Annotated in this window: 25 protein-coding genes and 2 pseudogenes; 19 read left to right on the forward strand and 8 right to left on the reverse strand. The window is 61.8% G+C overall.

Going from position 1 to position 26,977, the window contains the following annotated elements; genetic code table 11:
- Positions 1–103: 103 nt before the first annotated feature.
- From NKI06_RS13185 to NKI06_RS13195, 3 genes are read left to right on the forward strand one after another with little or no spacing between them, the layout of a single operon-like run.
- Entirely contained in the window at positions 104–670 is a 567-nt protein-coding gene (locus NKI06_RS13185; protein WP_352985652.1) for a helix-turn-helix domain-containing protein, read from the forward strand.
- A 4-nt stretch (positions 671–674) separates the two neighbouring features.
- Complete coding sequence (locus NKI06_RS13190) at positions 675–983, forward strand: hypothetical protein (protein ID WP_023682084.1); 309 nt, start codon at positions 675–677, stop codon at positions 981–983.
- Between the two features lie 15 nt (positions 984–998).
- Complete coding sequence (locus tag NKI06_RS13195; RefSeq protein WP_023668341.1) at positions 999–1,520, forward strand: GNAT family N-acetyltransferase; 522 nt, start codon at positions 999–1,001, stop codon at positions 1,518–1,520.
- Here NKI06_RS13195 and NKI06_RS13200 read toward each other — a convergent pair.
- Together NKI06_RS13200 and NKI06_RS13205 are read right to left on the reverse strand one after the other, a co-directional pair.
- Entirely contained in the window at positions 1,517–3,319 is a 1,803-nt protein-coding gene (locus tag NKI06_RS13200) for an NAD(P)/FAD-dependent oxidoreductase (protein WP_023668342.1), read from the reverse strand. The genes NKI06_RS13195 and NKI06_RS13200 overlap by 4 nt on opposite strands.
- Before the next feature lie 138 nt (positions 3,320–3,457).
- Positions 3,458–4,348, reverse strand: coding sequence for a LysR family transcriptional regulator (locus NKI06_RS13205; RefSeq protein WP_023682083.1), 891 nt, complete (start codon positions 4,346–4,348; stop codon positions 3,458–3,460).
- Positions 4,349–4,469: 121 nt separating this feature from the next.
- Between NKI06_RS13205 and tmpA the strand changes: the two are divergent.
- From tmpA to NKI06_RS13220, 3 genes and pseudogenes are all read left to right on the forward strand, one after another.
- A pseudogene (tmpA, locus tag NKI06_RS13210) lies at positions 4,470–5,591 on the forward strand (2-trimethylaminoethylphosphonate dioxygenase); the annotation flags it as partial.
- A gap of 27 nt (positions 5,592–5,618) precedes the next feature.
- A complete protein-coding gene (gene tmpB, locus NKI06_RS13215) occupies positions 5,619–6,203 on the forward strand; it encodes a (R)-1-hydroxy-2-trimethylaminoethylphosphonate oxygenase (protein WP_352985677.1) in 585 nt (194 codons plus the stop codon).
- Between the two features lie 335 nt (positions 6,204–6,538).
- Positions 6,539–7,024, forward strand: a complete 486-nt coding sequence (locus NKI06_RS13220) for a hypothetical protein (RefSeq protein ID WP_156934591.1) — start codon at positions 6,539–6,541, stop codon at positions 7,022–7,024.
- A 49-nt stretch (positions 7,025–7,073) separates the two neighbouring features.
- On the opposite strand, the gene NKI06_RS13225 is transcribed toward NKI06_RS13220, so the two are convergent.
- The 3 genes from NKI06_RS13225 to NKI06_RS13235 form a co-directional block, all read right to left on the reverse strand.
- Entirely contained in the window at positions 7,074–7,721 is a 648-nt protein-coding gene (locus NKI06_RS13225) for a LuxR C-terminal-related transcriptional regulator (protein ID WP_023668347.1), read from the reverse strand.
- Positions 7,718–9,109 carry a sensor histidine kinase gene (locus NKI06_RS13230; RefSeq protein WP_352985655.1) on the reverse strand — a complete coding sequence of 464 codons (1,392 nt, stop codon included), beginning with the start codon at positions 9,107–9,109 and terminating at the stop codon, positions 7,718–7,720. The genes NKI06_RS13225 and NKI06_RS13230 overlap by 4 nt, the downstream gene beginning before the upstream one ends.
- Positions 9,110–9,272: 163 nt before the next feature.
- Positions 9,273–9,575 carry a DUF1236 domain-containing protein gene (locus NKI06_RS13235; RefSeq protein ID WP_023731684.1) on the reverse strand — a complete coding sequence of 101 codons (303 nt, stop codon included), beginning with the start codon at positions 9,573–9,575 and terminating at the stop codon, positions 9,273–9,275.
- Positions 9,576–10,155: 580 nt separating this feature from the next.
- On the opposite strand from NKI06_RS13235, the gene NKI06_RS13240 reads away from it, so the two are divergent.
- The 3 genes from NKI06_RS13240 to ilvN all read left to right on the forward strand — a co-directional run bounded on the left by NKI06_RS13240 (position 10,156) and on the right by ilvN (position 13,900).
- Positions 10,156–11,118, forward strand: a complete 963-nt coding sequence (locus NKI06_RS13240; RefSeq protein ID WP_352985657.1) for a DUF1236 domain-containing protein — start codon at positions 10,156–10,158, stop codon at positions 11,116–11,118.
- Between the two features lie 331 nt (positions 11,119–11,449).
- Positions 11,450–13,246, forward strand: a complete 1,797-nt coding sequence (locus NKI06_RS13245) for an acetolactate synthase 3 large subunit (protein ID WP_352985659.1) — start codon at positions 11,450–11,452, stop codon at positions 13,244–13,246.
- A gap of 81 nt (positions 13,247–13,327) precedes the next feature.
- Positions 13,328–13,900: an acetolactate synthase small subunit gene (gene ilvN / locus NKI06_RS13250; RefSeq protein ID WP_023668352.1), complete on the forward strand. Its 573-nt coding sequence runs from the start codon at positions 13,328–13,330 to the stop codon at positions 13,898–13,900.
- 11 nt (positions 13,901–13,911) lie between these two features.
- Here the strand turns inward: ilvN and NKI06_RS13255 are convergent, their stop codons facing one another.
- On the reverse strand, positions 13,912–14,292 hold the full coding sequence (locus NKI06_RS13255; RefSeq protein WP_023702997.1) for a metalloregulator ArsR/SmtB family transcription factor: 381 nt from the start codon (positions 14,290–14,292) through the stop codon (positions 13,912–13,914).
- 47 nt (positions 14,293–14,339) lie between these two features.
- On the opposite strand from NKI06_RS13255, the pseudogene NKI06_RS13260 reads away from it, so the two are divergent.
- The 7 genes and pseudogenes from NKI06_RS13260 to NKI06_RS13290 form a co-directional block, all read left to right on the forward strand.
- Positions 14,340–15,250, forward strand: a pseudogene (locus NKI06_RS13260) (acyl-CoA desaturase); the annotation flags it as partial.
- 167 nt (positions 15,251–15,417) lie between these two features.
- Positions 15,418–16,014 (forward strand): LysE family translocator, encoded by a 597-nt coding sequence (locus NKI06_RS13265; protein ID WP_023735940.1) that lies wholly within the window; start codon positions 15,418–15,420, stop codon positions 16,012–16,014.
- A 225-nt stretch (positions 16,015–16,239) separates the two neighbouring features.
- Positions 16,240–17,535: an efflux RND transporter periplasmic adaptor subunit gene (locus NKI06_RS13270; protein WP_023668355.1), complete on the forward strand. Its 1,296-nt coding sequence runs from the start codon at positions 16,240–16,242 to the stop codon at positions 17,533–17,535.
- Positions 17,532–20,696, forward strand: coding sequence for an efflux RND transporter permease subunit (locus tag NKI06_RS13275; protein ID WP_352985662.1), 3,165 nt, complete (start codon positions 17,532–17,534; stop codon positions 20,694–20,696). The genes NKI06_RS13270 and NKI06_RS13275 overlap by 4 nt, the downstream gene beginning before the upstream one ends.
- A 64-nt stretch (positions 20,697–20,760) precedes the next feature.
- Positions 20,761–21,366, forward strand: a complete 606-nt coding sequence (gene nthA / locus NKI06_RS13280; RefSeq protein WP_352985664.1) for a nitrile hydratase subunit alpha — start codon at positions 20,761–20,763, stop codon at positions 21,364–21,366.
- Positions 21,363–22,022 (forward strand): nitrile hydratase subunit beta, encoded by a 660-nt coding sequence (gene nthB, locus NKI06_RS13285; RefSeq protein ID WP_352985667.1) that lies wholly within the window; start codon positions 21,363–21,365, stop codon positions 22,020–22,022. Before nthA ends, nthB begins: the two co-directional genes overlap by 4 nt.
- Positions 22,009–22,383: a nitrile hydratase accessory protein gene (locus tag NKI06_RS13290; RefSeq protein WP_352985669.1), complete on the forward strand. Its 375-nt coding sequence runs from the start codon at positions 22,009–22,011 to the stop codon at positions 22,381–22,383. The genes nthB and NKI06_RS13290 overlap by 14 nt, the downstream gene beginning before the upstream one ends.
- 41 nt (positions 22,384–22,424) lie before the next feature.
- On the opposite strand, the gene NKI06_RS13295 is transcribed toward NKI06_RS13290, so the two are convergent.
- The gene (locus tag NKI06_RS13295; RefSeq protein ID WP_023668360.1) at positions 22,425–22,727 is read right to left on the reverse strand and encodes a hypothetical protein; all 303 of its coding nucleotides are present in this window, start codon (positions 22,725–22,727) and stop codon (positions 22,425–22,427) included.
- Positions 22,728–22,969: 242 nt separating this feature from the next.
- Between NKI06_RS13295 and NKI06_RS13300 the strand changes: the two genes are divergently transcribed.
- Positions 22,970–24,097, forward strand: coding sequence for an ATP-dependent DNA helicase (locus tag NKI06_RS13300; RefSeq protein WP_023682070.1), 1,128 nt, complete (start codon positions 22,970–22,972; stop codon positions 24,095–24,097).
- Between the two features lie 34 nt (positions 24,098–24,131).
- Here the strand turns inward: NKI06_RS13300 and NKI06_RS13305 are convergent, their stop codons facing one another.
- Positions 24,132–24,551 carry a SpoIIAA family protein gene (locus NKI06_RS13305; RefSeq protein WP_023682069.1) on the reverse strand — a complete coding sequence of 140 codons (420 nt, stop codon included), beginning with the start codon at positions 24,549–24,551 and terminating at the stop codon, positions 24,132–24,134.
- 112 nt (positions 24,552–24,663) lie between these two features.
- Between NKI06_RS13305 and NKI06_RS13310 the strand changes: the two genes are divergently transcribed.
- The gene (locus NKI06_RS13310) at positions 24,664–25,404 is read left to right on the forward strand and encodes a pyridoxine 5'-phosphate synthase (protein ID WP_352985671.1); all 741 of its coding nucleotides are present in this window, start codon (positions 24,664–24,666) and stop codon (positions 25,402–25,404) included.
- A 32-nt stretch (positions 25,405–25,436) separates the two neighbouring features.
- Positions 25,437–26,977 (forward strand): potassium transporter Kup (locus tag NKI06_RS13315; protein WP_502900590.1); only part of this gene is annotated, 1,541 nt, incomplete at its 3' end.

Genomic DNA, 26,977 nt, shown 5'->3' on the forward strand with positions numbered 1-26,977 from the left:
TAAGGTGGCGTGATGCGGGATGGTGTAGCAGGGGTTAACCGGTCAGCGAAAATTCAAGCTGCCTGCCTCTTTTCCGAATCCAAATATTCGATATATTGGACGAATGACTGATATAGCGAATGACATGTCGGCTACGATCGGCAGACGGATCCACGCCGAAAGAGCCTTGCGGGCCTGGTCGTTGGCCGACCTGGCGAACCGCTCCGGCGTCTCCAAAGCCATGCTCAGCACTATCGAGCGCGGCATGACCAGTCCGACGGCGGCGCTGCTGGTGCGCATCGCCGCTGCCTTTGGCATGACGCTGTCGACGCTGATTGCGCGCGCCGAGCAGCAAGGTGGCGGCCTGCTGCGCGAGAGTGAGCAGCCGGTTTGGCGCGACCCCGGTACGGGCTATGTCCGCCGGCATCTGTCGCCGGTTTCCGACACGCCGCTCGAATTGATCCGGGTGCAACTGCCGGCTGGCGCCAGTGTGAGTTTCCCGGCGGCGTCCTATGCCTTCATCAAGCAGCAGATGTGGCTGATCTCCGGGCGACTTGAGTTCACCGAGGGTGATATGGTGCATAGTCTCGAGCCCGGCGACTGCCTGGCGCTCGGCGCGCCGTCGGACTGCACGTTCCATGCCGTCGGACCGCAGCCGGCCGACTATCTGGTTGCGCTGGTCAGGGGCTGAAATCGTGGCAAGACGTCCCAAGCGCTCCGACAATGGCGGACCGCCGCTCGATGATTACAAGGGCCCGCCATGGGGCAAGGGCGATCCCTACATCTTCCTGGCCTGGCAGGCAGCGCATGCCAAGGCGTGGAAGGCGCCAAGCCGTGACGTGATGCTGATGCGCATGGAAAAGGCCGAGCGGCTTGGCCTGACCTATGAGGAATACACGCTCGAAATCCTCGAACGCGGGCTGCATCTGCAGCCGAAAGACACCGATCGCATCGCCGCGATCAAGGCGAGACGAAAGCGGCGCCGCGTCGCGCGTCTGGATTAGCAAGGGAAAGTGCAGGTGAGTCCCATCGAAATCAGGTCGCTGACTGCGGAAACACGCGACATGCTGGCCGACCTCCTGATCGAGACGGTCGCGGCCGGCGGCTCCGTCAGCTTCATGCATCCCTTATCCAGGCAAGCGGCGGAAACCTTCTGGAGCAACTCGTTGATGGCAGCAGAGAGAGGTGAAAGAGCGGTGCTGGGTGCTTGGTATGGCGACGCGTTGATCGGCACCGTCACCTTGCTGCTCGACTTTCCGGTCAATCAGCCGCACCGGGCCGAGATCGCCAAGCTCATGACCCGCGTCGAACACCGCGGCAAGGGCATAGCGAGCCGGCTGATGCGGGCGGCCGAAACGCTCGCCGTCGAGAAAGGCCGCACGCTTCTGGTGCTGGACACCGCAACCGAGGAGGGCGCTTCCGGCCTTTACGAAAAACTCGGCTTCACGCTCACTGGCGAAATACCGGACTTTGCCCTGAAACCGCATGGCGGGCTGACCGGCACGCTCATCTACTGGAAGCGCATCGGCGGCGCTGCCTAAGCCTTGTGGTGAACCTCTTGCAGCGCGTAGACCGGCGTCGCGATGCCTTCCATGCGCGCCTTCAGCTGCAGCGCCAGGAACTGGGAGTAATGGCGCGACTGGTGCAAATTGCCGCCATGGAACCACAGCGCCTCCTGCTGCGTCGGCTTCCACATGTTGCGCAGCTCGCCTTCCCAGGGGCCTGGGTCCTTCGTGGTGTTGGAGCCGAGGCCCCAGCATTTGCCGACCTTGTCGGCGACCTCCCGTGAGATCAAATCGGCCGCCCAGCCATTCATCGAACCGTAGCCGGTGGCGTAGACGATGAGATCGGCCGGCAGTTCCGATCCATCGCTGAGCAGGACCGAATGCTCCTTGATCTCCTTCACGTCGACACCGCTTTTCAGCTTGATCGACCCGTCGATGATCAGGTCGGAGGCGCCGACATCGATGTAATAGCCCGAGCCGCGTCGCAGATATTTCATGAAAAGGCCGGAGCCGTCGTCGCCCCAGTCGAGCATGAAGCCGGCCTTCTCCAGGCCTTTGTAGAAGTTGGCGTCGCGCTTCTTCATCTCGGCATAGGCCGGAATCTGGAATTCGTGCAGGATCTTGTAGGGCAGGGAGGCGAAGACGAGGTCGGCCTTGGCTGTGGTCATGCCGCTCGCAACCGCCTTTTCCGAATAGAGCGAGCCCAGGCCGATCTCCATCAGCGTGTCCGACTTGACGATGTGCGTGGTCGAGCGCTGCACCATGGTGACGTCGGCGCCGGCCTCCCAAAGGGCTGCTGCAATGTCGTGGGCGGAGTTGTTCGAGCCGATGACGACAGCTTGTCTGCCGACATAGGCATCGGGTCCCGGATGCTTCGAGGAGTGATGCTGGTCGCCCTTGAATGTGTCCATGCCCTTGAAGTTCGGCATGTTGGCCTTGCCGGATTGCCCCGTGGCCAGCACCAATTGTTTCGGCTTCAGCGTGATGTCCTTGCCGTCGCGGCGCACCACCACCGTCCATTCCTTCTTGCTGTCGTCATAGACAGCGCTCATGGCCTCGGTCGACGACCAGTAGTTCAGCTCCATTACCTTGGCGTACATTTCCAGCCAGTCGCCGATCTTGTCCTTGGGCGCGAAGACCGGCCAGTTCCTGGGAAAGTCGATATAGGGCAGATGGTCGTACCAGACCGGATCGTGCAGGCAGAGCGATTTGTAGCGCTTGCGCCAGCTGTCGCCGGCCCGTTCGTTCTTCTCGACGATGATGGTCGGCACGCCGAGCTGCCGCAGCCGCGCGCCGAGCGCGATGCCGCCCTGGCCGCCGCCAATGATGAGCGTATAGGGCTGCGTCTTGAAGCCGAGCTCGGCGGCCTCCTTCTCGCGCTCCTCCTTCCAGGTCGGGCGGTTCTTGCCATGGCCGTGCTTGGCGCCGAGCGGGCGGTCGAAACCGGCCGGCTCCTCATGGCCCTTCAGCTCGACCATGGTGGTGAGCAACGTCCAGATCTTGCCGTCCTTCAGCCGGATGTGGCCGAAGCCGCGCGCCACAGACGTTTCGAAACTGATCCAGCCGTCGAGCAGGCCATCGTTTTCAGTGGCGTCCTCGCCCCTGGCGATCGCCCAGTTCGATGGGTTGGTTTTGGCCAGCTGGCTCACCAGCATGTCGCGCACCTGGTCACGGCCTTCCATGGTCTTGATGTTCCAGGTGAAGCTGACGAGATCGCGCCAAAAACAATCCTCCTGAAAGCAGGCGACCGCCTTGTCGATGTCACCGGCGGCGAGTGCCGCGCCGAAGCGATCGAGCAGGTCGGAAAGCTTCTTGTTGGGGGCCTTGTCGAGCATTGAATTTCCTCCGCGATTTTTCTTGGCCGCCTGTAGCGAGCGGAACCCTGCCGAAGCTTGACGTCCGGCCTGGCGCAGTATCGCGACAAATTATGCGCCGCGTCACGTCGTCCAATAGTTTGCCGCGTATTCAGGGGCTTATCGGGAAATCGGGACGCCGAAGACCGTTGCGAACCAGCGGCGGACCGCTTCTTCGGCCGGGCTCAGATGCGCGCCCGAAGGTGCGGTCAGATAGTGGCCGGCACCGCTCGACAGCGTAAAGCCGGACAGGGTAACGAGAGATCCTTCGCGCAGTGCCGCGTCGGCCAACGGTCGCGATCCCAGCACCATGCCGGCGCCGTGCTTCGCCGCCTCCAACGCGGTAACGAAACTGTCGAATTTGTGCGTGGGCCCGAGCGCCGGCTTCATCCGGGCGACGGCGAACCACTCGCCCCACATTTCCCGCGCGCCGACCACTGTAAGTCTCGGCAATCCTGTCCAATCCTTGGCCTTGGCGACATTTGGCGACGCCATCGGCGTTAAGGTTTCGCGGGTGAGGCGGTCGGCCTGCCGTCCGGCAAAGGAGCCGGAGCCAATGCCGAATCGGATGTCGAGACCCACAAAGCGCTCGCCGTAATCGGCCGGTGTGTGGATGGTCTCGATCTGCAGCTGGACGAAGGGCAGGTCCTTGGCCATTTGCGGCAGCTTCGGCGCGATCATCAGCACGGCAAACGAGATCGGCGAGCGTATCGTCACGCTCTGGACGGTCTTGGGTTCGAACAACTCGCGCGTGCTGTTGGCGATCACGGCAAAGGCCGATTGCAGATGCGGCAGGTAGGCGGCACCCTCCGGCGTCAATTCGACGCCGCGCGCCAGGCGGATGAACAGCGGCTGCTTCAACCGCTCTTCGAGAGAACGGATGTGCTGGCTGACCGCAGCCTGGGTCAGGCCAAGCTCGGCCGCGGCGGCGGTGAAATTCGACAGCCGCGCGGCGGCCTCGAAACTCCGCAGCCAGTCGAGCGGCGGCAAGGGCAGGGTTGTTTGAGGCATAAACCGTTTATGGCCTTTGGCCGCAAAATGATAATTTGAGTTATGCCTTCGACATCATCACGATGCAACCGGAAACCCTGCGGAGTTGGCTGCGGGGCGCAGCGGACAGGAACGGATCTCCATGCTTACCCAGGCGCTGATCGGCGACGAAGGAAGGACGATCGACCTCGGGTGGAAGGATGGCGCGCGCACTCGCTTTCACGCCGTGTGGTTGCGCGACAATGCGCTCGACGACAAGACGCGCAGCGCCGGCAACGGCCAGCGGCTGATCACCATTCTCGACATTCCCGCGCAGACATGGATCGGCGCAGCCGCGATCAAGGGCGATGCGCTTGAAGTCAGTTTCGAACCGGAGGGAAAGACGGTGCGCTTTCCTGCGGCATGGCTGAGCGCCAATGCCTATGACCGCGATGCCGCCCGACAGCCCGGCTGGACAGGCGAGGGCACCGTGCGATGGACCAGGGCCTCTATGCAGAATTCGGTGCCGCGCGCCGGCTATCTCGCTGCCAGCCGCGATCGCGCCGTCTTGCGGCAATGGCTGTCGGCGGTGAAGACCTACGGCTTCGCGGTGATGGACGATTTGCCGGCCGAATCCGGGGCGCTGTGCAAAGTGTCCGATCTGTTCGGCTATATCAGGGAGACCAATTACGGCCGCTGGTTCGAGGTGCGCGCCGAGGTCAATCCAACCAATCTGGCCTACACCAATCTTGGCCTGCAGGCGCATACCGACAATCCCTATCGCGATCCGGTGCCGACCTTGCAGATCCTGTCCTGCATCGAAAACACGGTGGAGGGCGGCGAATCCAGCGTCGTCGATGGTTTTGCCGTGGCGGCCGCGCTGCAGGCAGAAAACCCCGAACGCTTCCGGCTGTTGAGTTCATACCCGGCGCGTTTCGAATATGCGGGGTCGTCGGGCGTGCGATTGCAGGCCAAGCGGCCGATGATCGAGCTCGGGCCGGATGGCGAACTCATCGCCATCCGCTTCAACAACCGCTCGCTGGCGCCGACCGTCGATGTGCCGTTCGCGGAGATGGAGGCCTACTACGCCGCCTATCGCCGGTTTGCCGAACTGATCGAGGATCCGTCCTTCGAAGTGACCTTCAAGCTCGAGGCGGGCCAGGCCTTCATCGTCGACAACGCCCGCGTCATGCATGCCCGCAAGGCGTTCTCCGGCACCGGCAAGCGCTGGCTGCAGGGCTGCTACGCCGACAAGGATGGCCTTTTGTCGACGCTGTCGGCGATCGAACACGAGTTCAAGGAAGCAGCGGAAATGAGCAGCCAGGATTTGAACGCGAGCAACATCGTCGAATTCATCGCCGATATTTTCGAACGCCGAGGGGCGGAATCCTATCTCGGCGAACCCGTCACCATGTCGGAGCACATGTTGCAGGGCGCCTGGTTCGCCGAAAAGGACGGCGCGCCCGATGTGCTGGTGGCGGCAGCACTGCTGCACGATATCGGCCACTACACCAGCGAGTTCGGCACCTATTCGCCCGACGATGTCGAGGACAAGCATCATGACGAAGCCGGCGGCGAAGTGCTGGCGCCGTTCTTTCCACCCGTGATCGTCGAATGCGTCAGGCTGCATGTCGCGGCCAAGCGCTACCTTTGCGCCACCGACCCGAGCTATTTCGGCAGGCTGTCGCAGGCCTCGGTCCACACGCTGTCGCTGCAAGGCGGGCCGATGAATGCCGAAGAGGTGGCCGAGTTCCGCAAGAACCCGTTCCACGAGGAAGCGGTGCGGGTTCGCATCTGGGACGAGGCCGGCAAGATCGCCAACATGAAGACCCGGGCATTTCGCGACTACATGCCGCTGCTGCAGCGGGTTGTCCGCGACTTCGCCAATCGCGCCTGATCATAATCCGGGGAAGAAACGGCATGTGCTACCGCTTCGACGGCGAGCATGCGCTAACCGTATGCCGGAGACCTGCCGCAAGCGTCTGCGTGCCGCAGGCGCTCGCGCCTCGCTGCCGATCCCTACCGGTGACGAGCCTTGTCACCGCGGATTTTATTGCGACATCCGTCGGCGCGGCCAAGATCAGTAGGTCAGACTTCGGTGTATATTTGACTCAGACGAAGGTCTGAGAATCGAGCTGAAAGCACGAAAGGAGAGTTTCCTCAGCGTTTGTAAGCCGCAATTTTGGGCTGTTCATTCTTGAATACCGTGACACATCATGATGAGATGGTGGCATGAATGGAGAAAGGCAGCCCCTGTTTTCATCCGTGCGTCGCTGGGCGTACTTTAGCTTGCGCGTATTCGCGGCGGTTGCGGTGACGATGCCGGTGCTTGGTCTGCGGTTGAGCCATGTCGACGGCTACAAGATCGAATTCGCCGCTGCCAGCGCCAAGAGCGGAAACAATGGCAATGGTAACGGTGGTGGCAACGGTAGTGGTAACGGTAATGGCTCAGGCGGCAACGCCGGGAATGGCAACGCCAACGGAAAGGGAAAAAATGGTGCCGGCGACAACGCCCCCGGTAGCCAAGCTCCCAGTAGCCAAGTCAATGCCGCTGGCGACACGGTGACGGTACAGGGCGCCAAAATCCAGGTCGTGCATCGCGATGGATTCAGCGAAAGCATCGAGGCCGGCCGCTTCACTATGAAGGATCCGCTTGGAAGGACAATTGTCGAACGCGCCGTAAGGGCCTCCGACATTGCTCGTCTGAAAGGGCTGTAACTGTTGGTTCGCCAACCAGCATCCGACCTTCAGACAAGCCCCGATCTCCCTATACAAGACCCGTTTTGGGCGCGTGCATAAGAATGGCTGCTTCGGTGCGGTTTCGCACCTTTAGCTTTTGAAATATCCGAGTCATGTGGTGTTTTACCGTTTTCTCCTGCAGGTTGAGACGTTTGGCGACTTCTTTATTGCTCAGTCCTTCGCCTACCAAGGAGATTATCCCAAGCTCGCGTCCCGAGAGATTGGCAACGAGATCGGTTGTGCGCTTTTCCGGCCGGATCAGTTCATTCAAAAGCTGCGCTGACAGGGTCGGCGAAACATATTTTTTTCCTGCGGCTATATAAGTCAGCACCTCGGCCAGCGATGCCGCCCCAATCCCTTTCAGCACATATCCGCGTACGCCCAGCCTGAGCGCCGTTGCCAGATCGGCGTTCGCCTCCGAGACGGTGAGCATGACGATCTTGCAGTCAGGCTGAGTTGCAAGAATATTTTCCGCTGCGGCCAGACCCCCTCCCGGCAAACTGATGTCGAGCAGCAATATGTCGGGATTTGCCAAGGCCGCAAGCTGTTCGGCATCCGTCGCGGTTTCGCCCGCACCAACGACTTCGAAGCCGCCGATTTCGGCGAGGCTGCGAGCCACACCCTCGCGAAACAGCGGATGATCATCAACAATGGCAATCCTTATGGGAGCGGTCATTTCTGGTCCTCGATGTTGAGCGTTATGGTCAGCCGGGTCCCCCTGGGGCTCGAAAAGGTCTCGAAGTGACCTCCGATACTTTCGATACGTTCCCTCATACCGGCGAGTCCAAGTCCTTCACACGATCCCGACTGGAATCCAGGGCCGTGATCAAGCACTTGAATGAGGAGCTTGCCCTGCGTCACTCTCGCCTTGACAGCCTGCCCCTTGCCCAGACCGTGTCGCCAGGCATTGTTCAGCCCCTCCTGCGCGAAGCGAAAGATGCTTATTTTCTCGGAGGTCCCCAGGTCGGGCAGGCGAGATGGCAGTGAAAGCGATACGGAAGAGGCTGTACGGCGTTCATGTTCGGCAACCGCAAGCCGCAATATCTCCGCGACTGTCGAAGCTTCGATCTGTGGCAGCACGAGGCCGGTGCAGATGGCGCGGATCTCCCGCATCGCCTCATCCAACGTATGATGGATATCGGCGATCTCGGTCTTGCGGTGGCTTGGGGATGCGGCGGGATCGAGCAGCAGAGGGCTGTCCATGCGCAGCGCAGCCAGTGCGACGAGCTGAGCTGGACCGTCATGCAAATCAGACCCGATGCGACGCAAGTAACGTTCGTTGATTGCCGTTGCTCGGCGCGACGCCTGCTGGACGCGCTCCCGCAAAGCGGAATTCTGCTCCAAAAGCAACTGAAGCTCCGCCACTTGTGTCTCAAGCGCTGAACGCTGCGTTTCGATAGTGCTGCTGCCGCGAAGCACGATTCCCGAGAGCATCGCCAAGGCGACCGCGGTCGCGCCAGCCACGAGCAGCCAGCTCGACCATAGTGCCGAGTTTAAAGTGCCCTGAAGATCGTCGGCTATCTCGTAGAACTCGGAAACGGCCACAACATCGCCCGACCACGGCTCTCGAACCGGATTGTAGATCTCGAGCAGCGAGGCGGTGGGGCTCTTCCGTTCCTTCCTTTCACTTTCGTCCAGATCATTGAATTGCGCCACCACGTTTCCGCCGAACGCATGCAGCAAGTTCGCATTTGGCTCGAAGGTCTGGCCAATAAGAGCCGCGTCTTTGGCGTACAGCACCTTGCCATCACGCCGCCAAAGCACGAACGACGCCAGTTTTTTTCCGAGAGCACCCTGGTCCAGGGTTTCATCGAGTGCCCGTTTAACGGTGTCGCTGAGCTGCTGGCTTTTGCGCATATCCGGCAGGATTGGCGCGATGACACTGTCGACGTAAAGCGCGGTCGTGCTTGCAGAGTTGCGGATCACTCCATCTCGTATTTGCGAGGTGACCCATAGGCCGACGACCAGCATCAGCGACAGCAGCCCAATGCTTCCGACTATGATGAACTGCCAAGCCAACGATAGCCTGTTCCAGTTTTGATAGAGACTATCAATGTAGCGCACGTCTCAACCGACCCCGCGAGCTTTGGCCGTGCCAAAATCCTAAGCCATCCTACAACTAGAACGGTCGATGGTGCGAGCAAGCGCTAGGTTGAATTGCCGGGGAAACCGCAATTTCAGGGCATGATCCCACCGCCACCCGCGGGGAACGGCGGTGGGATCAGCGTTACTGTATGATCTTGACGATCTTCCGCGTGCCGGGGTCGACCAGCACGGTTCGCCCGTCGACCACAACGTAGCGATACTTGACGCTCGGCACTTCATGCAGTTCCACCGTGTCGGGAATGGCGGTCCCCACGTTCAATTCGACACCTGGAATCTTCACCGACGCAAGGGGCTGCTTTTTCACGTATTCGCGCACAACCGTTTCCTGCTCCGGCGCGATGATGACGTCTTGAGCAGCAACTACGCCCGCGCTCGCGAGCAGCAAGAATCCGGCAATTGCGGTCGACTGGTACATGGTCGTCATGATTCTCTCCTTCATGCGAGCAACGCTCATGCATCTTGCGCGAGCTCGATTCCGATACGGTGGTGTTGGTGAGGTTGATGCACACCGCAAGCCGAACGGGCTTTTCGCGGCTGCGTTCCCGTGTGGGGCTTCGGTCCGGGCGTCATCGGGCCAATGGACGATAGGGGGAGGGACCAAAGTCTGGTGCCAGGCTGTAGAGGTCCTAGAGCCTCCTCAGGGCGGAACACAGGGTTCTCGGCATCGTTGAGATCAGCACTTGTGGGAGGCGTTAATGGACAACAGCGTCCATCAGGCACGATGGTTGCTCTTGCCTGTTTTCGGGGTAGCCATCCTGGTCATGACGACGGGAGTACTTCTAAGCTTGTGAGGCTGGTGTCATCGCTATGGGATCGCAAGCTCAGGAAAAAACAAAATGTTGCGTTGCATTAATTGTTTGATGCAATTTGTAGGTGATTGTTGCAAAATTACTGCCAACATTCATTGGTCTTCTTAGAAGCCCGATTTATTCACAAAATGTGGAACAAAGTATTTTTGGCAGAGTTGGCTAGGCTGAGGGACCGACTCTTTAAGGAGAAAGCAGATGAAACATGTGTTGATCACAGGCATGATTGCGCTTGGCGTCGGGTGCGGCGCCGCGATCGCCCAGACCCAGGCCGTGCAGCCGAGCGGTGGCGACAACTGCGCCGCCGGCGCGGCCGATTGCCAGAAGGGCGGCAAGGCCGGAGAACAGGCGCAAGGCAAGATGAAGTCACAGACCGATCAGAATGCACAGGGCCAGGCTGGCGCCACGACCGATCAGCAGGCTCAGGGCAAAGCCAAGCTCAAGACGGGTGAACAGGCACAGGGCAAGGCCGGGACCAGTACCGAGCAGAATGCTCAGGGTCAGGCCGGCGCCACGACCGATCAGCAGGCTCAGGGCAAGGCCAAGCTCAAGACCGATGAACAGGCCCAAGGCAAGGCCGGGACCAGCACCGAGCAGAATGCTCAGGGCCAGACCGGCACCAGCACCGAGAAGCAGGCTCAGGGCAAGGCCAAGCTCAAGACGGATGAACAGGCCCAAGGCAAGGCCGGGACCAGCACCGAGCAGAACGCTCAGGGCCAGACCGGCACCAGCACCGAGAAGCAGGCTCAGGGCAAAGCCGGGACCAGCACCGAGCAGAACGCTCAGGGCCAGACCGGCACCAGCACGGATCAGCAGGCCCAGGGCAAGGCCGGGACCACCACCGAGCAGAACGCTCAGGGCAACACAAACGTTCAGACGGACCAGGGCAATACGGCCTCGATCAACAACGTGACCGTCGAGCAGAAGACGCAGGTCACGCAGATCATCCACGAGACCAGGGTTGAGCCGGTGAAGAACGTCGACTTCGACATTTCGGTCGGCATCGAGGTGCCGCGGCACAAAGTGCGCCTGCACCGTCTGCCGGCGCGCATTGTCAAGATCGTCCCGGCCTACGAATCCTATGAGTACTTCGTGCTGGCCGACGGGCGCATCGTCATCGTCGACCCGGATACGTACAAGATCGTGCTGATCCTGACGTGACACGGCAGTGGCTCTTGTTCCCGGCGCGGTGCGATTGAGGGGTATCGTATGCGCCGCGGTGGCCCGCCGACCAGAGGCGGCGGGCCACTTGCTTTGTCTTTCGCATCGCGCGTTTTTCCCGTTGACACCTTGCCTTTCACCCTCGTAGTGTCCGCCACGATGAAAAAGGCACTCATTCTCGTAGGAAAGCGCGTGGGCAAGGCGGTGTAACCGCCGGGCGAAAACCTCCCATGCGCAACACACAGGCTCCCATCGGGGGCCTTTTTTATTGCCAGAAACACGACTAAACGACCAGCAATCGCCTCATGGCTAGAAGTACGGGACCAGACCGATGAGCAACGGACAGAACGAACGGCGCGAAATGCCAAACAGGGAAATGACTGGCGCCGAAATGGTGGTGCAGGCGCTGAAGGACAACGGCGTCAAGCATGTCTTCGGTTATCCCGGCGGCGCGGTGCTTCCGATCTATGACGAAATCTTCCAGCAGGACGAGGTCGAGCACATCCTCGTCCGCCACGAGCAAGGCGCAGGACATGCGGCCGAAGGCTATGCCCGCTCGACCGGCAAGGCCGGCGTCATGCTGGTGACCTCCGGCCCTGGCGCCACCAATGCGGTGACGCCGCTGCAGGATGCGCTGATGGATTCGATCCCGCTGGTCTGCCTGACCGGGCAGGTGCCGACTTCGCTGATCGGCTCCGACGCGTTCCAGGAGTGCGACACGGTCGGCATCACGCGCCCCTGCACCAAGCACAACTGGCTGGTGAAGGACGTCAACGAATTGGCCGCCACCATCCATGAGGCCTTCCATGTCGCGACGACCGGCCGCCCCGGCCCGGTGGTGGTCGACATTCCGAAGGATGTGCAGTTCGCCAAAGGCATCTATGTGCCGCCGCAGGCGGCGCCGCGCACCAGCTATCAGCCGAAGGTCCAGGGCGACCTGGAAAAGATCAAGGCCGCCGTCGAACTGATGGCCAGCGCCAAGAAGCCGATCATCTATTCGGGCGGCGGCGTCATCAACTCCGGTCCGGAGGCCAGCCATCTGCTGCGCGAACTGGTCGACCTCACCGGCTTCCCGATCACCTCGACGCTGATGGGCCTCGGCGCCTATCCGGCATCGGGCAAGAACTGGATGGGCATGCTGGGCATGCACGGCACTTATGAAGCCAATATGGCGATGCATGATTGCGACGTGATGATCTGCATCGGCGCGCGCTTCGACGACCGCATCACCGGACGGCTGACCGCCTTCTCGCCCAACTCGAAGAAGATCCACATCGACATCGATCCATCGTCGATCAACAAGAACGTGCACACGGAAGTGCCCATCATCGGCGATGTCGGCCGGGTGCTGGAGGATATGGTGCGGCTGTGGCGGGCGAGCGCCAAGGCCGACAAGAAGGCGCTCCATCCCTGGTGGGAGCAGATAGCCAAATGGCGCGCGCGTGACTCGCTCGCCTTCAAGATGAACCACGATGTGATCATGCCGCAATATGCCATCCAGCGGCTCTACGAACTGACCAAGGACATGGACACCTACATCACCACCGAGGTCGGCCAGCACCAGATGTGGGCGGCGCAGCACTATCATTTCGAGAAGCCGAACCGCTGGATGACGTCGGGCGGGTTGGGCACGATGGGCTACGGCCTGCCGGCGGCGCTCGGCGTGCAGATCGCGCACCCGGACGCGCTGGTCATCGACATCGCAGGCGACGCCTCGGTGCAGATGACGATGCAGGAGATGAGCGCGGCGGTGCAGCACAATGCGCCGATCAAGATCTTCATCCTCAACAACCAGTATATGGGCATGGTGCGTCAGTGGCAGCAGCTGCTGCACGGCAACCGCCTGTCGCATTCCTATACCGAAGCGATGCCCGACTTCGTCAAGCTGGCTGACGCCTATGGCGGCCACGGCATTCGTTGCGAGAAGCCGGACGAGTTGGACGATGCGATCAAGGAGATGATCGCGGTGAAGAAGCCGGTGCTGTTCGATTGCCGGGTGGCGACGCTCGCCAACTGCTTCCCGATGATCCCGTCGGGCAAGGCGCATAATGAAATGCTCCTGCCCGACCAGGCGACCGACGAAGCCGTGGCCAACGCCATCGACGCCAAGGGCAGGGAACTGGTCTAGGTCCAAGCCGGGGCAGGGCTGTCGCGAGAAGCCGTGCGCAAACAGAGAATTAGCTCAAAGTCTGAAATCGAGATTCATGTCATGAACGCACAGCTTCAACCGACCGGCTCCGCCTATTTCATCGCCAAGGAAACGGAAAAGCCGGAGAACCACACGCTCTCCGTGCTGGTCGACAATGAGCCCGGCGTGCTTGCCCGGGTCATCGGCCTGTTTTCCGGCCGCGGTTATAACATCGAGAGCCTCACCGTCTCCGAGACCGAACACGAGAAGCACCTGTCACGCATCACCATCGTGACGCGCGGCACGCCGCATGTGCTGGAGCAGATCAAGCACCAGCTCGAACGCATCGTGCCGGTGCACCGCGTCGTCGATCTCACCGTGCGCTCGCACGAGTTCGGCCAGGAGCGGCCGCTGGAACGCGAGTTGGCGCTGGTCAAGGTCGCCGGCACTGGCGAAGCCCGCGTCGAGGCGCTGCGTCTGGCGGATGCTTTTCGCGCGTCGGTCATCGACGCCAACACCGAGCACTTCATCTTCGAGATTACCGGCAAGGGTTCGAAGCTCGACCAGTTCATCGCCATCATGAAGCCGCTCGGCCTGGTCGAGATCTGCCGCACCGGCGTGGCGGCGATGAACCGGGGCCCGCAGGGGATGTAGTCTCAGTCCAACTATTTTACCGGCTTAGGATCGACCTTGCCGCTCGCCAGATTCTTACTCTCCCTTTTGATCGGGCGCGATACCGGACAGACGTCCTGGACGAAGCCGTTCAGCGTGTTAACCAGATTGTTCTGGACCAGCGAGTAGCGGATGAATTGTCCCTGCCGCTCCCTGGCGATGAGGCCGGCCGTCTCCAGGATGCTCAGATGCTGCGAGATCGACGGCTTCGACATGTCGAAGCGCGCCGCGATCTCGCCCGCGGTCAGCGAGGAGTGGGCGAGATAGGCGAGGATCTTGCGCCTCGGCTGCGATGACAGCGCCTCGAACACGCGCTGTATGGCGCTGCTTGCCCCGATAGCCGTGTCGCCATCCGCTGCATTGTCTTCGATCACCGCCTGCCTCTTGGTCCGGAAATGTTTCCTGCAGAGGAGGGGTACCGATGAAGACCATATCCACAGGCAGAATGATCTCGCAGCCCTTGAGCGATGCCGAAGATGGCGAGGTCGTCTGGATGCCGGCCAAGTCGATCTGGGTCGGTGCGATGACGCTGATTGCGTTGGTGTTCGGGCCGCTGACCTTCAGCTGGAGCGCTTTCGCCCTGTTCGTAGCGACGACGGCGGTGACGATCTGCGCCGGACACTCGGTCGGCATGCATCGCCTGCTCATCCATCGCTCTTCAAGGTTCACATCTGGCTCGAACACGCGCTGGTCTATCTCGGCACGCTCGTCGGCATGGCCGGTCCGTTCGGCATGATCTATGCGCATGACATACGAGACTGGGCGCAGCGCCAGACGGCTTGTCACGAGCTGCACGCCCACCGCCGGCCTTTCTTCACCGACGCTTTCTGGCAAATGCATTGCGCCGTGGCGTTGCGCAATCCGCCTGACTTCGTCATCGAGCCGTCGATCAGAAACGACCGCTTCTACAAATTCGTCGAGCGGACCTGGATGCTGCAGCAACTGCCGTGGGCGATCCTTTTCTTGCTGCTCGGCGGGTGGAGCTGGGTGGTCTGGGGTATTGCGGTGCGTATCTCCGTGTCGCTGACCGGGCATTGGCTGGTCGGGCATTTCGCACATCGCAGCGGGCAGCAGGGCTGGCGCGTCGATGGCGTTGCCGTGCAGGGCTACAACCTGCCGCGTTTCGGCCTGGTGACCTTTGGCGAGAGTTTCCACGGCAATCACCATGCGTTTCCCGAATCCGCAAAGCTCGGCCTGGAACGCGGGCAGATCGATCTCGGCTGGCTCTTCATCCGCATCCTGGCTGCCCTCGGCCTCGCGCATGGCGTGAAGCTTCCCGGGAACACGCCGAGGCGCAAAGGCCTGCGGCGTGTGGCTTGCCGTCAGGAGGCGGCCGCCGCTCCCAGCCTGTTGTCGGCGCGGCCCCACGGCAGGGAGACTGTGCCGGCGTGGCTGGCTCGGATAGACGGATCACGGCGAAGCGCTTTGGACCAATGGAATGAGGTTGCGTCCAGCGCCCTGTCGATTTAAGTCAGCATTGCTGACCTTTGTGAGCCGTCATGACCCTCGACGCTTTCCTTGCCCTTTTGGTCTACGCCTTCGTGACCTCGATCACGCCGGGGCCGAACAACCTCATGCTCTTGGCGTCGGGCGTGAATTTCGGCCTCGTCAGAACCATTCCGCATATGCTGGGCATCAGCATGGGTTTCTTGGTGCTGTTGCTTGCCGTCGGCTTCGGCCTGGGCGCGGTGCTGACGGCGTTTCCGGCCTTGCACACCGGATTGAAGATCGCCGGCGCTGCCTATCTGCTCTATCTCGCCTGGAAGATCGCCATGTCGCGCTCGCTGTCCAGCAAGGGTGAGACGGAGGCACGGCCGATGCGCTTCATCGAGGCAGCCGCATTCCAGTGGGTCAATGCGAAAGCCTGGGTGATGGCGATCACCGCCATGGCCGTCTACTCCAATCCGGACCACCCGTTCCTGTCGGTGGCGCTGATCGCGATCGCCTTCACCGTCGTCAACCTGCCGAGCGTCTCGGTGTGGGCCGGTTTCGGCACGGCGCTGCGCGGGTTCCTGTCGGATCCGGTGAGGCTGAAATGGTTCAACATCGCCATGGGTGTGCTCTTGGGGGCGACGCTCTGGCCGATGCTGAAGTAGACGCATCCCGCCTGAGATCTCAACCGCATCCTGGCTGGTTTTCCGACTGCTGAGCCGGCTGCATAGTCATTGTGCAGTGCACATTAAATCTTCGTAATGCCGTGTTTTGGCCCTTTTCCGACAAATGTGCGTCCTATCTACTTCGGCTAGATCGCGGCAAGACGCCGTGATTGGGTAGAATGAGACCACCGGGTTCGGCGTGTCGGATCATAGGGCTTTCAGTCGATGCGCGGAAAAGTCGTTCTGGCGGTGGTGGTGGCAGCGGCCTGTGTCGCCGCGGCATGGGTCTATTTTTCGCCGGCGGCAATGAGCAGTCTGCGGCAGATGCTGCCGGGCGCCAGGCAGGCGGCAGCAACGGACAAGCCGGCTGGATCGGACAAGGCTTCGGCCGACAAGGCTGGGGGCAAATCCGGCGCCGGCGGTAATGCCGCCCGTTCGGCCTCGATCGTCTCGGCCACCGCGACAATGGCCGATTTTCCGATCCGCCGTTACGCCATCGGCTTCGTGTCTTCGCCGGCCGTGGTCAACATCAACGCCCGCGTGTCCAGCCAGATCGTATCGATCGACGTCAAGGACGGCCAGATGGTGAAGGCCGGCGACCTGCTGTTCTCGCTCGACGACAGGGCGCTCAAGGCGCAGCTTGCCAAGGATCAGGCGACGCTCGCCAAGGACCAGGCCCTGCTAACCAGTTCGGGCTCCGACCTCCAGCGCGCCAAGGATCTCGTCGCCAAGCAGGCCGGCACGCAGCAGACCTACGACCAGGCGGTGGCGGCGCAAAAGGCTGCCGCGGCGACGGTCGATGCCGACAAGGCGACGATCGACGCCGACAATGTCCAGCTCGGCTTTGCCAGCATCAAGGCGCCGATTGCCGGCCGGCTGGGCGCGGTCAACGTTTCGGTCGGTGACCTGGTTACCTTGAGCAACGGCAACTCGAGCACGGCCACGCCGCTGGTGACGATCACCGAGATGGATCCGCTGCAAGTCAACTTCAACCTGCCGGAGAGCAACCTGGCGCTGCTGCACAAGGCGCTGGCCAACCCGCAGCAAGGCGCGGTGACGCTGACCAAGGATGGCGATCCGATGCCGATCGGCAAGGGCACTCTCGACTTCGTCGATTCCAGCGTCGACACCGCGTCCGGTACGATCGCGACACGGGCGAGCATTCCCAATGCCGATCTTTCACTGTGGCCCGGCCAGTATGTGAATGTCGTGCTCGACGCCGGCATCATGCCGCAGATGACATCCATCCCGACGGTCGCGATCCAGCCCAGCCAGAAGGGGCCGTTCGTCTATGTCGTCAAGCCGGACAACACGGTCGAGATGCGGCCGGTGCAGGTGGCGCTGACCGAAGGCGAAAACAGCGCCATCAGCGAGGGCGTCAAGTCGGGCGAGAAGGTTGTCGTCGAGGGCCAAACCAGGCTGAAGGACGGCGCCAGCGTGCATGAAGGCAAGGCAACTGCCGGCCGTCAGGCAGCGCCTAAGGTGGCGGAAGCCGACAAAGCCGGCGGAGCTGCCCAATGATCTCAGAATTCTGCATAAGAAGGCCTGTCGCGACGCTGCTGATGTCGTTCGCCCTCGTGCTGGGCGGGCTGTTTGCCTACAAGTTCCTGCCGGTGGCGGCGCTGCCGAGCGCCGAATTCCCGGTCGTCAATGTCTCGGCCAACCTGGCCGGCGCGTCACCCGAAACCATGGCCACTTCGGTGGCGACGCCGCTGATCAAGCAGTTCGCCACCATTGCCGGCATCGATTCCATCTCGACCAGCAATTCGCTGGGACGCACGTCCATTGCCATCCAGTTCGTGCTCAACCGGGATATCGACGCGGCGGCCGCCGACGTGCAGGCGGCGATCGCACGCACGCAGCGGCAACTGCCGCCCGAGATGACAGCGCCGCCGAGCTATCGCAAGGTCAATCCGGCCGACGCGCCGATCCTTCTGATGTCGCTGGTCAGCGACACGGTTCCGCTCACCGACCTCGACGCCTTCGCCGAAAACGTCATCTCGCCCTCGCTGTCGACCATCGACGGCGTGGCGCAGGTGTCGATCTTCGGCCAGCAGAAATATGCGGTGCGCGTGCAGATCGACCCGACGGCGCTGGCGGCGCGCGGCATTTCGATCGACCAGCTGCAGACGGCAATCGCGTCGGCCAACTCCAACACGCCGCTCGGCGTCTTGCAGAACGACAAGCAGCAGCTGACCATCACGGCCAATACGCAGCTCACCGATGCTGCCGGGTTCTCCAACCTCATCATCGCCACCAAGAACGGCCATCCGGTGCGGCTGGGCGAGGTGACGCGCGTCATCGACTCGGTCGAGACCACGACGACTGCAAGCTGGTATGACGGCACGCGCGCCATCATCCTGGCGGTGCAGCGCCAGCCCGACGCCAACACGGTCGACGTCGTCGACAAGGTCAAGGCGATGCTGCCGTCGTTCAAGGACCAAATGCCGGCCGCCGCCGACATCAAGCTGCTCAACGACCGTTCGACCTCGATCCGCCAGGCCGTCGACGACGTCCAGTTCACGCTGCTGTTGACCATCGCTTTGGTGGTGATGGTGATCTTCGTCTTCCTGCGCCGGGTGACCGCAACCATCATTCCGGCCGTGGCGGTGCCGATTTCGCTGATCGCGACGCTGGGCGCCATGTTCCTGTTCGGCTTTTCCATCGACAACATCTCGCTGATGGGCCTGACGCTCGCAGTCGGCCTCGTCGTCGACGACGCCATCGTCATGCTGGAAAACATTTTTCGACACATGGAGGAGGATGGGCTGTCGGCTTTCGATGCCTCGCTGAAGGGCGCGCGCGAAATCGGCTTCACCATCATCTCGATCTCGATCTCGCTGGTGGCGGTGTTCATCCCCGTGCTTTTGATGGGTGGCGTCATCGGCCGCATCTTCAACGAATTCGCCGTCGTGGTGACGGTCGCGATCCTTGCCTCGATGTTCGTCTCGCTGACGCTGACGCCGATGCTGTGCTCAAGGCTGCTGTCGGTGACCAAGGCCGATCGCGACAAGCACGCCCCCGGCCACAAGCAGGACTTCGTCACCCGCGGCTATGATCGGCTTCTGACATTCTGCCTGCGCCACACTTTCCTGGTGTTCCTCGTATTTGTCGGCACGGCGGCAGGGTCGGTGTGGCTGATCGAAGTCTCGCCGAAAGGCTTCTTCCCACAAGAGGATATCGGCCAGATCTCGGTGACGACGATCGCCCGCCAGGACATCTCCTACGACGCCATGGTCAAGCTGCAGAACCAGGCGGCAAGCGTCTTCTCGCATTCGCCCTATGTCTCGCATGTCGCCTGGTCAGCCGGCGGCGGCAACAATGCGCTGAACCAGGGCCAGCTCTATGTGCAGCTGAAGGACAAGAGCCAGCGCCCCGACATCGACAAGGTGCTGTCGGATCTGCGGCGGCAACTGGCCACTGTGCCGGGGATCGATGCCTATATGCAGCCGGTGCAGAACCTGCGGCTTGGCGCGCGTTCTTCCGCCAGCGCCTACCAGCTCGTCGTTCAGGGCCTCGATACCGGCCTGACCGACACATGGGCGCAAAAGCTCAACGATGCGATGGCGGCCGATCATGCGAATTTCACCGACGTCACCAGCGATCTGCAGAACAATTCATTGCAGGCGACGCTGGTGGTCGATCGCGACAAGGCGGCGTCGCTCGGCATCGACACCGACACGCTGCGCTCCAGTCTCTATGGCGGCTTCGGCACGGAGCAGGTCTCGACGATCTTTGGCTCGGCCGACAGCTACGAAGTCATCATGGAGCTCGATCCCAAGATCGAGTGGTCGCCGGAACGCATGCTGGCCATCCAGGTGCGCACGGCAAGCGGCAGCCTGGTGCCGCTCGGCGCCTTTGCCCGCGTCGACCGCACCGCCGGCGCGCTGACCGTCAACCAGCTTGGCCAGCTGCCGGCGGTGACCATCTCCTACAATCTGCCGCAAGGCGTGGCGCTGGGCGACAGCGTGACCCGCATCAATGCGCTGAAAGAGCAGATCGGCATGCCGCCGGCGATCTCGACCAGTTTCGCCGGCACCGCCAAGACCTTCCAGGATTCGCTGGCCAATCAGGGCCTGCTGATCGGCGGCGCCATTCTGACCATCTATATCGTACTCGGCATCCTCTATGAGAGCTTTATCCATCCGCTGACCATTCTGACCGGCCTGCCTTCGGCGGTGCTGGGCGCCGTGGTCGCGCTGCGCTTTGCCGGCATGGACCTGTCGGTGATCGCGGTGATCGGCATCCTGATGTTGATCGGCATCGTCAAGAAGAACGGCATCATGATGGTCGACGTCGCGCTGGAGCTGCGACGAGAAGGCATGTCGGCCAAGGAGTCCATACACAAGGCGTGCCTGATGCGTTTCAGGCCGATCATGATGACGACGTTGGCGGCGCTGATGGGCACGTTCCCGATCGCGCTCGGCACCGGCGCCAGTGCTGAGCTGCGCCAACCGCTCGGTGTCGCGGTCGTCGGCGGGCTGCTCGCTTCCCAGGCGCTGACGCTGTTCGTCACCCCTGTCATCTATGTCTATTTCGAGAATTTCTCCGGCTGGCTGATGAGCTTCTTCTCTTCGAAAAAGAACAGGCCGGAGCTGCATGCGGTCGAGAGCGGCGAGCAGGCTTCGCTGTTCGGCCCGGAGGATCGGCTCCTCGAACCGCAAAAGGCCGCCGCCGAATAGGCGATAGCCCGTGGCCCAAGCTGTCATGCTTGCGGCCGCGTGCCGCCGATCCTAATCTGAGGTCATGTCCCATGATCATGACCACGACAACGAACTCGACTCGTTTGCGGCGCGCGTGCGCGCGCTGGAAACTATCCTCACCGAAAAAGGCCTGATCGATCCGGCGGCGATCGACGTCATCGTCGACACCTACGAGACCAAGATCGGGCCGCGCAACGGCGCCAGGGTGGTGGCGAAAGCCTGGAGCGATCCGGCCTTTGCCGAGTGGCTGAAGCGCGACGCGACGGAAGCGATCGCGTCGCTGAGCTATAGCGGCCGCCAGGGCGAGCACATGCAGGCGGTGTTCAACACGGACGAGACGCACAACCTCGTCGTCTGCACGCTGTGCTCCTGCTATCCGTGGTCGGTACTTGGGCTGCCGCCGGTCTGGTACAAGGCGCCGCCCTATCGCTCGCGGGCGGTGATCGATCCCCGCGGCGTGCTCGAAGAGTTCGGGCTGACCTTGCCGGCGGAGAAAAACATCCGCGTCTGGGATTCGACTGCCGAACTGCGCTATCTCGTGGTGCCGATGCGGCCTGGCGGTACCGAAGGCTGGAGTGAGGACCAGCTCGCCGAACTGGTGAGCCGCGATGCGATGATCGGCACGGCGGTGGCGAGAGAACCGGCATGAACGGGCCGCAGGATCTCGGTGGGCAGATGGGTTTCGGGCCGGTCGCGCCCGAAAAGGACGAACCGTATTTTCATGCGGATTGGGAGAGGCGGGCGCTCGGCGTGACGCTGTCTGCCGGCGCCATGGGCGCGTGGAACATCGACGAGAGCCGGCACGCCAGGGAATCGCTGCATCCGGCCGTCTATTATTCCTCAAGCTACTACCAGATATGGATCAAAGCGCTCGAGGTGCTGCTGAAGCGCCATGGCTTCGTCAGCGAGCGCGATCTGACGGAAGGTCGGGCGGTCGATCCGGCGGCGACGCCCAAAAGGGTGTTGAAGGCCGAAAACGTTCCGGCGGTGCTGGCCAAGGGCAGTCCCTGCGACCGGCCGGTCGAGACGGCGCCGCGCTTCAAGGCCGGCGACCCGGTGCGGACAAGGAATTTCAATCCCACCGCCCACACGAGGCTGCCGCGTTATGCGCGCGGCAAGCACGGAGTTATCGAGGCCGTGCGTGACGGTTTTGTGTTCCCCGACAGCAACGCACATGGCAACGGTGAAAACCCGCAATGGGTCTATACCGTGGTCTTCGATGGCTCGGAAATCTGGGGCGAGGGCGCCGACCCGACGCTGACCGTCTCCATCGACGCCTGGGAGAGCTATCTTGAGCCGGCCTGAAGGTGCACTGCCGGCGGGTCTGGACGAACCGGTATTCGCCGAACCCTGGCAGGCCGAAGCCTTCGCCATCACGGTGGCGCTGCATGACAAGGGCCTGTTTTCGTGGAGCGAATGGGCCGATGCGCTGTCGGCGCAAGTGAAGAAGCCGGGCGCCGCAAGCGACGGCCACGACTATTACGAGCACTGGCTGGCAGCGCTGGAAACGCTGCTGGCGACCAAGGGCGTCGCCGGCAAAAACGATGTCGACACGCTCGCCGCCGCCTGGGAACGCGCCGCGCATGCAACCCCGCACGGCAAGCCGATTTTGTTGGAGAACGATCCCGGGCCGACCAGAGGTAGCGGCGGCGGCGCGAACATATAGTCCGCCTGTGGTTGGTGTTTGAAATCTGGCGGCCGATGCAACTAATTTTCGACGACCATGCCTTCGTCGTCCCCATAGACAAACGCCTCAACGACGGCGAAGCGGCCACGGTTTTTGGAAATGGCGACGAAGTCGTTGTCACCCAAGTGGAGGATCACTTGCTCGTCGCTGATGGTAACACGTTCTATGGTTCTGGCATTTTCGTCACTCAGACAGGCCGTGACCTCGGTATATATCGCGAACCCTGCGTCATCCGACAAGGAGACAACGATGCCATAACCAGGTTCGCCGATTTCGATCTTCTTTATCGACTTTCCGATCAGCCTGTCTGCGAACGACCTCATCAATATCCTCGCTTATAGGTGTCTGCGCCGATCTGCATCTCGATCATGTCCGTGATAGTGGCATTGCCCGATCTAGGTTCAAATGCCTGAATTCAAATCGTTCGTTATCCGCTTGCATGTTCACTTTACGTTCGCATTTGCGCCTGCTAGTTTGTCCCGTTGAAGGTGAGGCAATCCCATCGTTTTAAGCGGTGGTTGGCACCAAGCTTGTCTTTCTCTCGCGAATCCGGTCTGTCGAATCGATGGAATTCTCTCCCCAACAGGATGAGGCGTTGAAGGCGGTGGCGCGCTGGCTGAAAGAGGGCCGGCCGCAGGTCTTCCGGCTGTTCGGCTATGCCGGCACCGGCAAGACCACGCTGGCGCGCTATTTTGCCGAGCATGTCGACGGGCAGGTGCAGTTCGCCGCCTTCACCGGCAAGGCGGCGCAGGTGCTGCGTTCCAAGGGCGCGGTCAATGCCCGCACCATCCATTCGTTGATCTACCGGCCGAAGGGCGAGGAATCGGTGTCGGACGAGGTGACCGGCAAGACCTCGATGTCGCCGACCTTCTCGCTCAATCGCCAAAGCCCTATTTCACGGGCGAAGCTGGTGGTCATCGACGAATGCTCGATGGTCGACGAGCAGCTTGGCCGCGACCTTCTGAGTTTTGGCACGCCGATCCTGGTGCTTGGCGATCCGGCGCAGCTACCGCCGATCTCGGGCGGCGGCTTTTTCACCGAGCATGAGCCGGATGTGCTCTTGACCGAAATCCACCGCCAGGCGCGCGACAATCCGATCATCCAGCTGGCGCTCGACGTGCGCGAGGGCCGCGAGTTCATGCGCGGCGACTACGGCAGCGCGCAGGTCATCGGCAAGGAGGACGTCACCCAGGAGTTGGTGCTGAAGGCGGACCAGGTGTTGGTCGGCACCAACCGAACACGCCGCCGCTACAATCAGCGCCTGCGCGAGCTGAAGGGTTTCAATGCCGACTATCCGCAGGCCGGAGACAAGCTGGTCTGCCTGCGCAACGACCCCGCCAAGGGCCTGCTCAACGGTTCGCTGTGGAAGGTGATGACCTCGTCGCGCGAGACGGTGAAGCCGGGCATCAACCTTCTGGTCTCGCCCGAGGAGGACGATCCCGACCGCGGCGTCGCCAAGATCAAGCTGCTCAAGTCGGCTTTCGAGGATCCGGACGCCGATATCCCCTGGCAGCAGAAGAAGCGCTTTGACGATTTCGACTATGGCTACGCGCTGACCGTGCACAAGGCGCAGGGTTCGCAGTGGAACGACGTCGTGCTGTTCGACGAGAGCTGGGCGTTCAAGGAAACCCGCCAGCGCTGGCTTTATACCGCCATCACGCGGGCGGCAGAGCGGCTGACGATTGTTAGATAACTGGCGTTGGATAGCTGGCGTTAGATAGCCGGCGTCAGGTAGCAGCCGGCGCAGCAGGGCTGAGTGGCGTCGCACCCAGCCATTGCCAGGCATCCGCTTCGTCCTCGGCCGCGAAGTGCCTGAACTCGATGGGTGGCGAAGCCGGAAGGAAGTTCCGCGCATCCGCTATCCAGTCGGGCTCACCGATCGTCGCGCACCGGGCGATATGCTCTAGCGCATGAACCGTACCTTGTTTCAGCGTCTCGTCGTCCATATCGATCCAGTCGACGCCCTCATGGTCGACCAGCCGCACCAAGACGTCGATCCTCGGGTGCAGCGCGTAGGCAGCCTCCAGCAATCCGAACAGATTTTCGCCGTCGGCTGCCGATACATGGCCGACGACGTCAATGGCGAAAAGGTCCTCACGGTCGGTTTCGAGGCGGCGGATCGCGGGCACGGATTGGAGAAAATTCATTGGCTGGGTTCCCCCTTGCGAGCAGATGTCATCACTGGAACACCCGAAAGCCCCTGTCTGTTCCCATCAAAGGCAGTATAGATGCGCTGCACAAACAGCCGGACCTCACACCATGCCCGCGAAACTCTCGGTCAATCTCAACGCCATCGCCATGCTGCGCAACCGCCGCAACCTGCCGTGGCCCAGCGTCACCGGGCTCGGCCGCCTGGCGTTGGCGGCCGGCGCGCACGGGCTGACGGTTCATCCGCGGCCCGACGAGCGCCACACCAGGCATTCCGACCTGCCGGAGATCCGGGCGCTGATCGACGACGAGTTTCCCAAGGCGGAATTCAACATCGAGGGCTACCCGACCGAGGATTTTCTGGCGCTTGTGGAAAGGCATCAGCCGGAGCAGGTGACGCTCGTGCCCGACGATCCGGCGCAGGCGACATCGGACCATGGCTGGAACTTTGCCGCCGAGGCGGCGTTCCTTAACCCGATCGTCAAGCGTCTGAAAAAAGGGGGCTTCCGCGTGTCGCTGTTTTCCGATCCGGATCCCACCGGCGTCAATGCCGCGCGCGACACCGGCGCCGACCGCATCGAGCTCTATACCGGGCCCTACGGCAGCTACCATTCCGATTCCGCCAAGGCGCGGAAGGAGCTGGGAAGATTGGGAAAAACCGCGGATGCCGCACTCGCCGCCGGGCTCCAGGTCAATGCCGGGCACGATCTGGTGGTGAACAACCTTCCGGCATTGGCAAAGCGCATTCCGGCATTGGCCGAAGTGTCTATCGGACACGGGTTGACAGCCGATGCGTTGGAGTATGGCATGGCCGGCACGGTGGGGCGGTTTCTGAAGGCTTGCGGTTGGTAGCGGTGGAAGGCTCGTGTCGAAGGTGATATCGCATGACAGCAAGCAAGGCGCACCGCACGATATCGGGGAGTAGTCGATGGCTCTTTCCAGCATCGGTCAGCGAGGCTGAACCCGTCGAACAACCGAACCACTCCCACACTGAACAGCACAGCACCAAAGTTCTGATGCTGGGCGCGCTTGGCGTCGTCTATGGCGATATCGGCACCAGCCCGATCTATGCCTTCCGCGAGGCGCTTCACGCTTCGCCTGGTACCGACACGCGCATAGATGTCCTGGGCGTGCTGTCGCTGATCGTCTGGGCGCTGACGATTATCGTCACCATAAAATACGTCGCTTTCGTGCTTCGCGCCGACAACAAGGGCGAGGGCGGCACGCTGTCCCTGATGGCGCTGGCGCGCAGCGCCTATCCAAAAGGCGCCAAGCTTATCCTCGGCATCGGACTTTGCGGGGCGTCGCTTTTTTTCGGAGACGCTATCATAACTCCGGCCATTTCCGTGCTGTCGGCAGTTGAGGGCCTGGAAGTGGTGACACCGACGCTGGAGGCCTATGTCGTTCCGATCACCTTGGTCATCCTGGCATTTCTGTTCTCCGTGCAGCGCTTCGGCACGGGGAAGGTGGCGGCAGTATTCGGGCCGGTGACGGCGCTATGGTTCCTGGCCATCGGCGTTTCCGGGCTCTACCACCTGATGGATGATCCTTCGGTGCTGTTGGCGATCAACCCGTACTATGCGATCGCCTACTTAGCCGGCACGCCGACCGCCGCTTTCGTGACCGTTGGTGCAGTGTTCCTGGCGGTAACGGGGGCCGAGGCGCTTTATGTCGACCTTGGACATTTCGGGCGCAAGCCGATCGTGCTCGCGTGGTTTTCCGTGGTGTTTCCTTGCCTGCTGCTCAACTACTTCGGCCAGGGCGCCTTTGTATTGGCGAATGGCGGCAGGCCGACCAATCCATTCTTCGAGATGTTGCCGGATTGGGCGCTGATGCCAATGGTCGGCTTGGCAACGGCCGCCACCGTGATCGCCAGTCAGGCGGTGATCTCGGGTGCTTTTTCGCTGGCACGTCAGGCAGTGCAACTCAACCTGCTGCCCCGCATCGAGGTGCAGCACACGTCCGAAATGCAGAGCGGCCAGATTTATATGCCGCGCGTCAACCTGCTCATCGCCCTGGGAGTGATGCTGCTGGTTGTCGGCTTCGGCAGCTCGAGTTCGCTGGCTTCCGCTTACGGAATTTCGGTAACCGGCGAGATGCTGATGACAACCATTCTGCTGTTCGTTGTCATGCGCAATTTGTGGAAATGGCAGCTTGGGCTCGCCCTGGCATTGGCGCTGCTGTTCGGCACCATCGACATGGGTTTCTTCCTGGCGAATGTCGTCAAGATCGTGGAAGGCGGATGGGTGTCAATATCCGTTGCCTGCCTCATGGGGCTGATCATGACCACCTGGATACGCGGCAGCCGCTATCTGTTCGACAAGACCCGGCGCAACGAAATCCCGCTCGATTTCCTCGCCGGCAATCTGTTGAAGAAGAAGCCGCAGCTGGTGTCCGGCACCGCCGTGTTCCTGACCAGCGATCC

The organism is Mesorhizobium sp. M0772 (assembly GCF_040320135.1).
GTDB lineage: Bacteria > Pseudomonadota > Alphaproteobacteria > Rhizobiales > Rhizobiaceae > Mesorhizobium.

Excerpts from the sequence above, each read along its gene's own strand:
- NKI06_RS13240 (WP_352985657.1), top strand. The coding sequence starts at position 10,156 with ATGAAACATGTGTTGATCACAGGCATGATTGCGCTTGGCGTCGGGTGC.
- nthB (WP_352985667.1), top strand. The coding sequence starts at position 21,363 with ATGAACGGGCCGCAGGATCTCGGTGGGCAGATGGGTTTCGGGCCGGTC.
- NKI06_RS13265 (WP_023735940.1), top strand. The coding sequence starts at position 15,418 with ATGACCCTCGACGCTTTCCTTGCCCTTTTGGTCTACGCCTTCGTGACC.
- NKI06_RS13205 (WP_023682083.1), bottom strand. The coding sequence starts at position 4,348 with ATGCCTCAAACAACCCTGCCCTTGCCGCCGCTCGACTGGCTGCGGAGT.
- NKI06_RS13200 (WP_023668342.1), bottom strand. The coding sequence starts at position 3,319 with ATGCTCGACAAGGCCCCCAACAAGAAGCTTTCCGACCTGCTCGATCGC.
- NKI06_RS13310 (WP_352985671.1), top strand. The coding sequence starts at position 24,664 with ATGCCCGCGAAACTCTCGGTCAATCTCAACGCCATCGCCATGCTGCGC.
- NKI06_RS13300 (WP_023682070.1), top strand. The coding sequence starts at position 22,970 with ATGGAATTCTCTCCCCAACAGGATGAGGCGTTGAAGGCGGTGGCGCGC.
- NKI06_RS13275 (WP_352985662.1), top strand. The coding sequence starts at position 17,532 with ATGATCTCAGAATTCTGCATAAGAAGGCCTGTCGCGACGCTGCTGATG.
- ilvN (WP_023668352.1), top strand. The coding sequence starts at position 13,328 with ATGAACGCACAGCTTCAACCGACCGGCTCCGCCTATTTCATCGCCAAG.
- nthA (WP_352985664.1), top strand. The coding sequence starts at position 20,761 with ATGTCCCATGATCATGACCACGACAACGAACTCGACTCGTTTGCGGCG.
- NKI06_RS13270 (WP_023668355.1), top strand. The coding sequence starts at position 16,240 with ATGCGCGGAAAAGTCGTTCTGGCGGTGGTGGTGGCAGCGGCCTGTGTC.
- NKI06_RS13235 (WP_023731684.1), bottom strand. The coding sequence starts at position 9,575 with ATGACGACCATGTACCAGTCGACCGCAATTGCCGGATTCTTGCTGCTC.
- NKI06_RS13245 (WP_352985659.1), top strand. The coding sequence starts at position 11,450 with ATGAGCAACGGACAGAACGAACGGCGCGAAATGCCAAACAGGGAAATG.
- NKI06_RS13225 (WP_023668347.1), bottom strand. The coding sequence starts at position 7,721 with ATGACCGCTCCCATAAGGATTGCCATTGTTGATGATCATCCGCTGTTT.
- NKI06_RS13220 (WP_156934591.1), top strand. The coding sequence starts at position 6,539 with ATGAATGGAGAAAGGCAGCCCCTGTTTTCATCCGTGCGTCGCTGGGCG.
- NKI06_RS13185 (WP_352985652.1), top strand. The coding sequence starts at position 104 with ATGACTGATATAGCGAATGACATGTCGGCTACGATCGGCAGACGGATC.
- NKI06_RS13305 (WP_023682069.1), bottom strand. The coding sequence starts at position 24,551 with ATGAATTTTCTCCAATCCGTGCCCGCGATCCGCCGCCTCGAAACCGAC.
- NKI06_RS13295 (WP_023668360.1), bottom strand. The coding sequence starts at position 22,727 with ATGAGGTCGTTCGCAGACAGGCTGATCGGAAAGTCGATAAAGAAGATC.
- tmpB (WP_352985677.1), top strand. The coding sequence starts at position 5,619 with ATGAGCAGCCAGGATTTGAACGCGAGCAACATCGTCGAATTCATCGCC.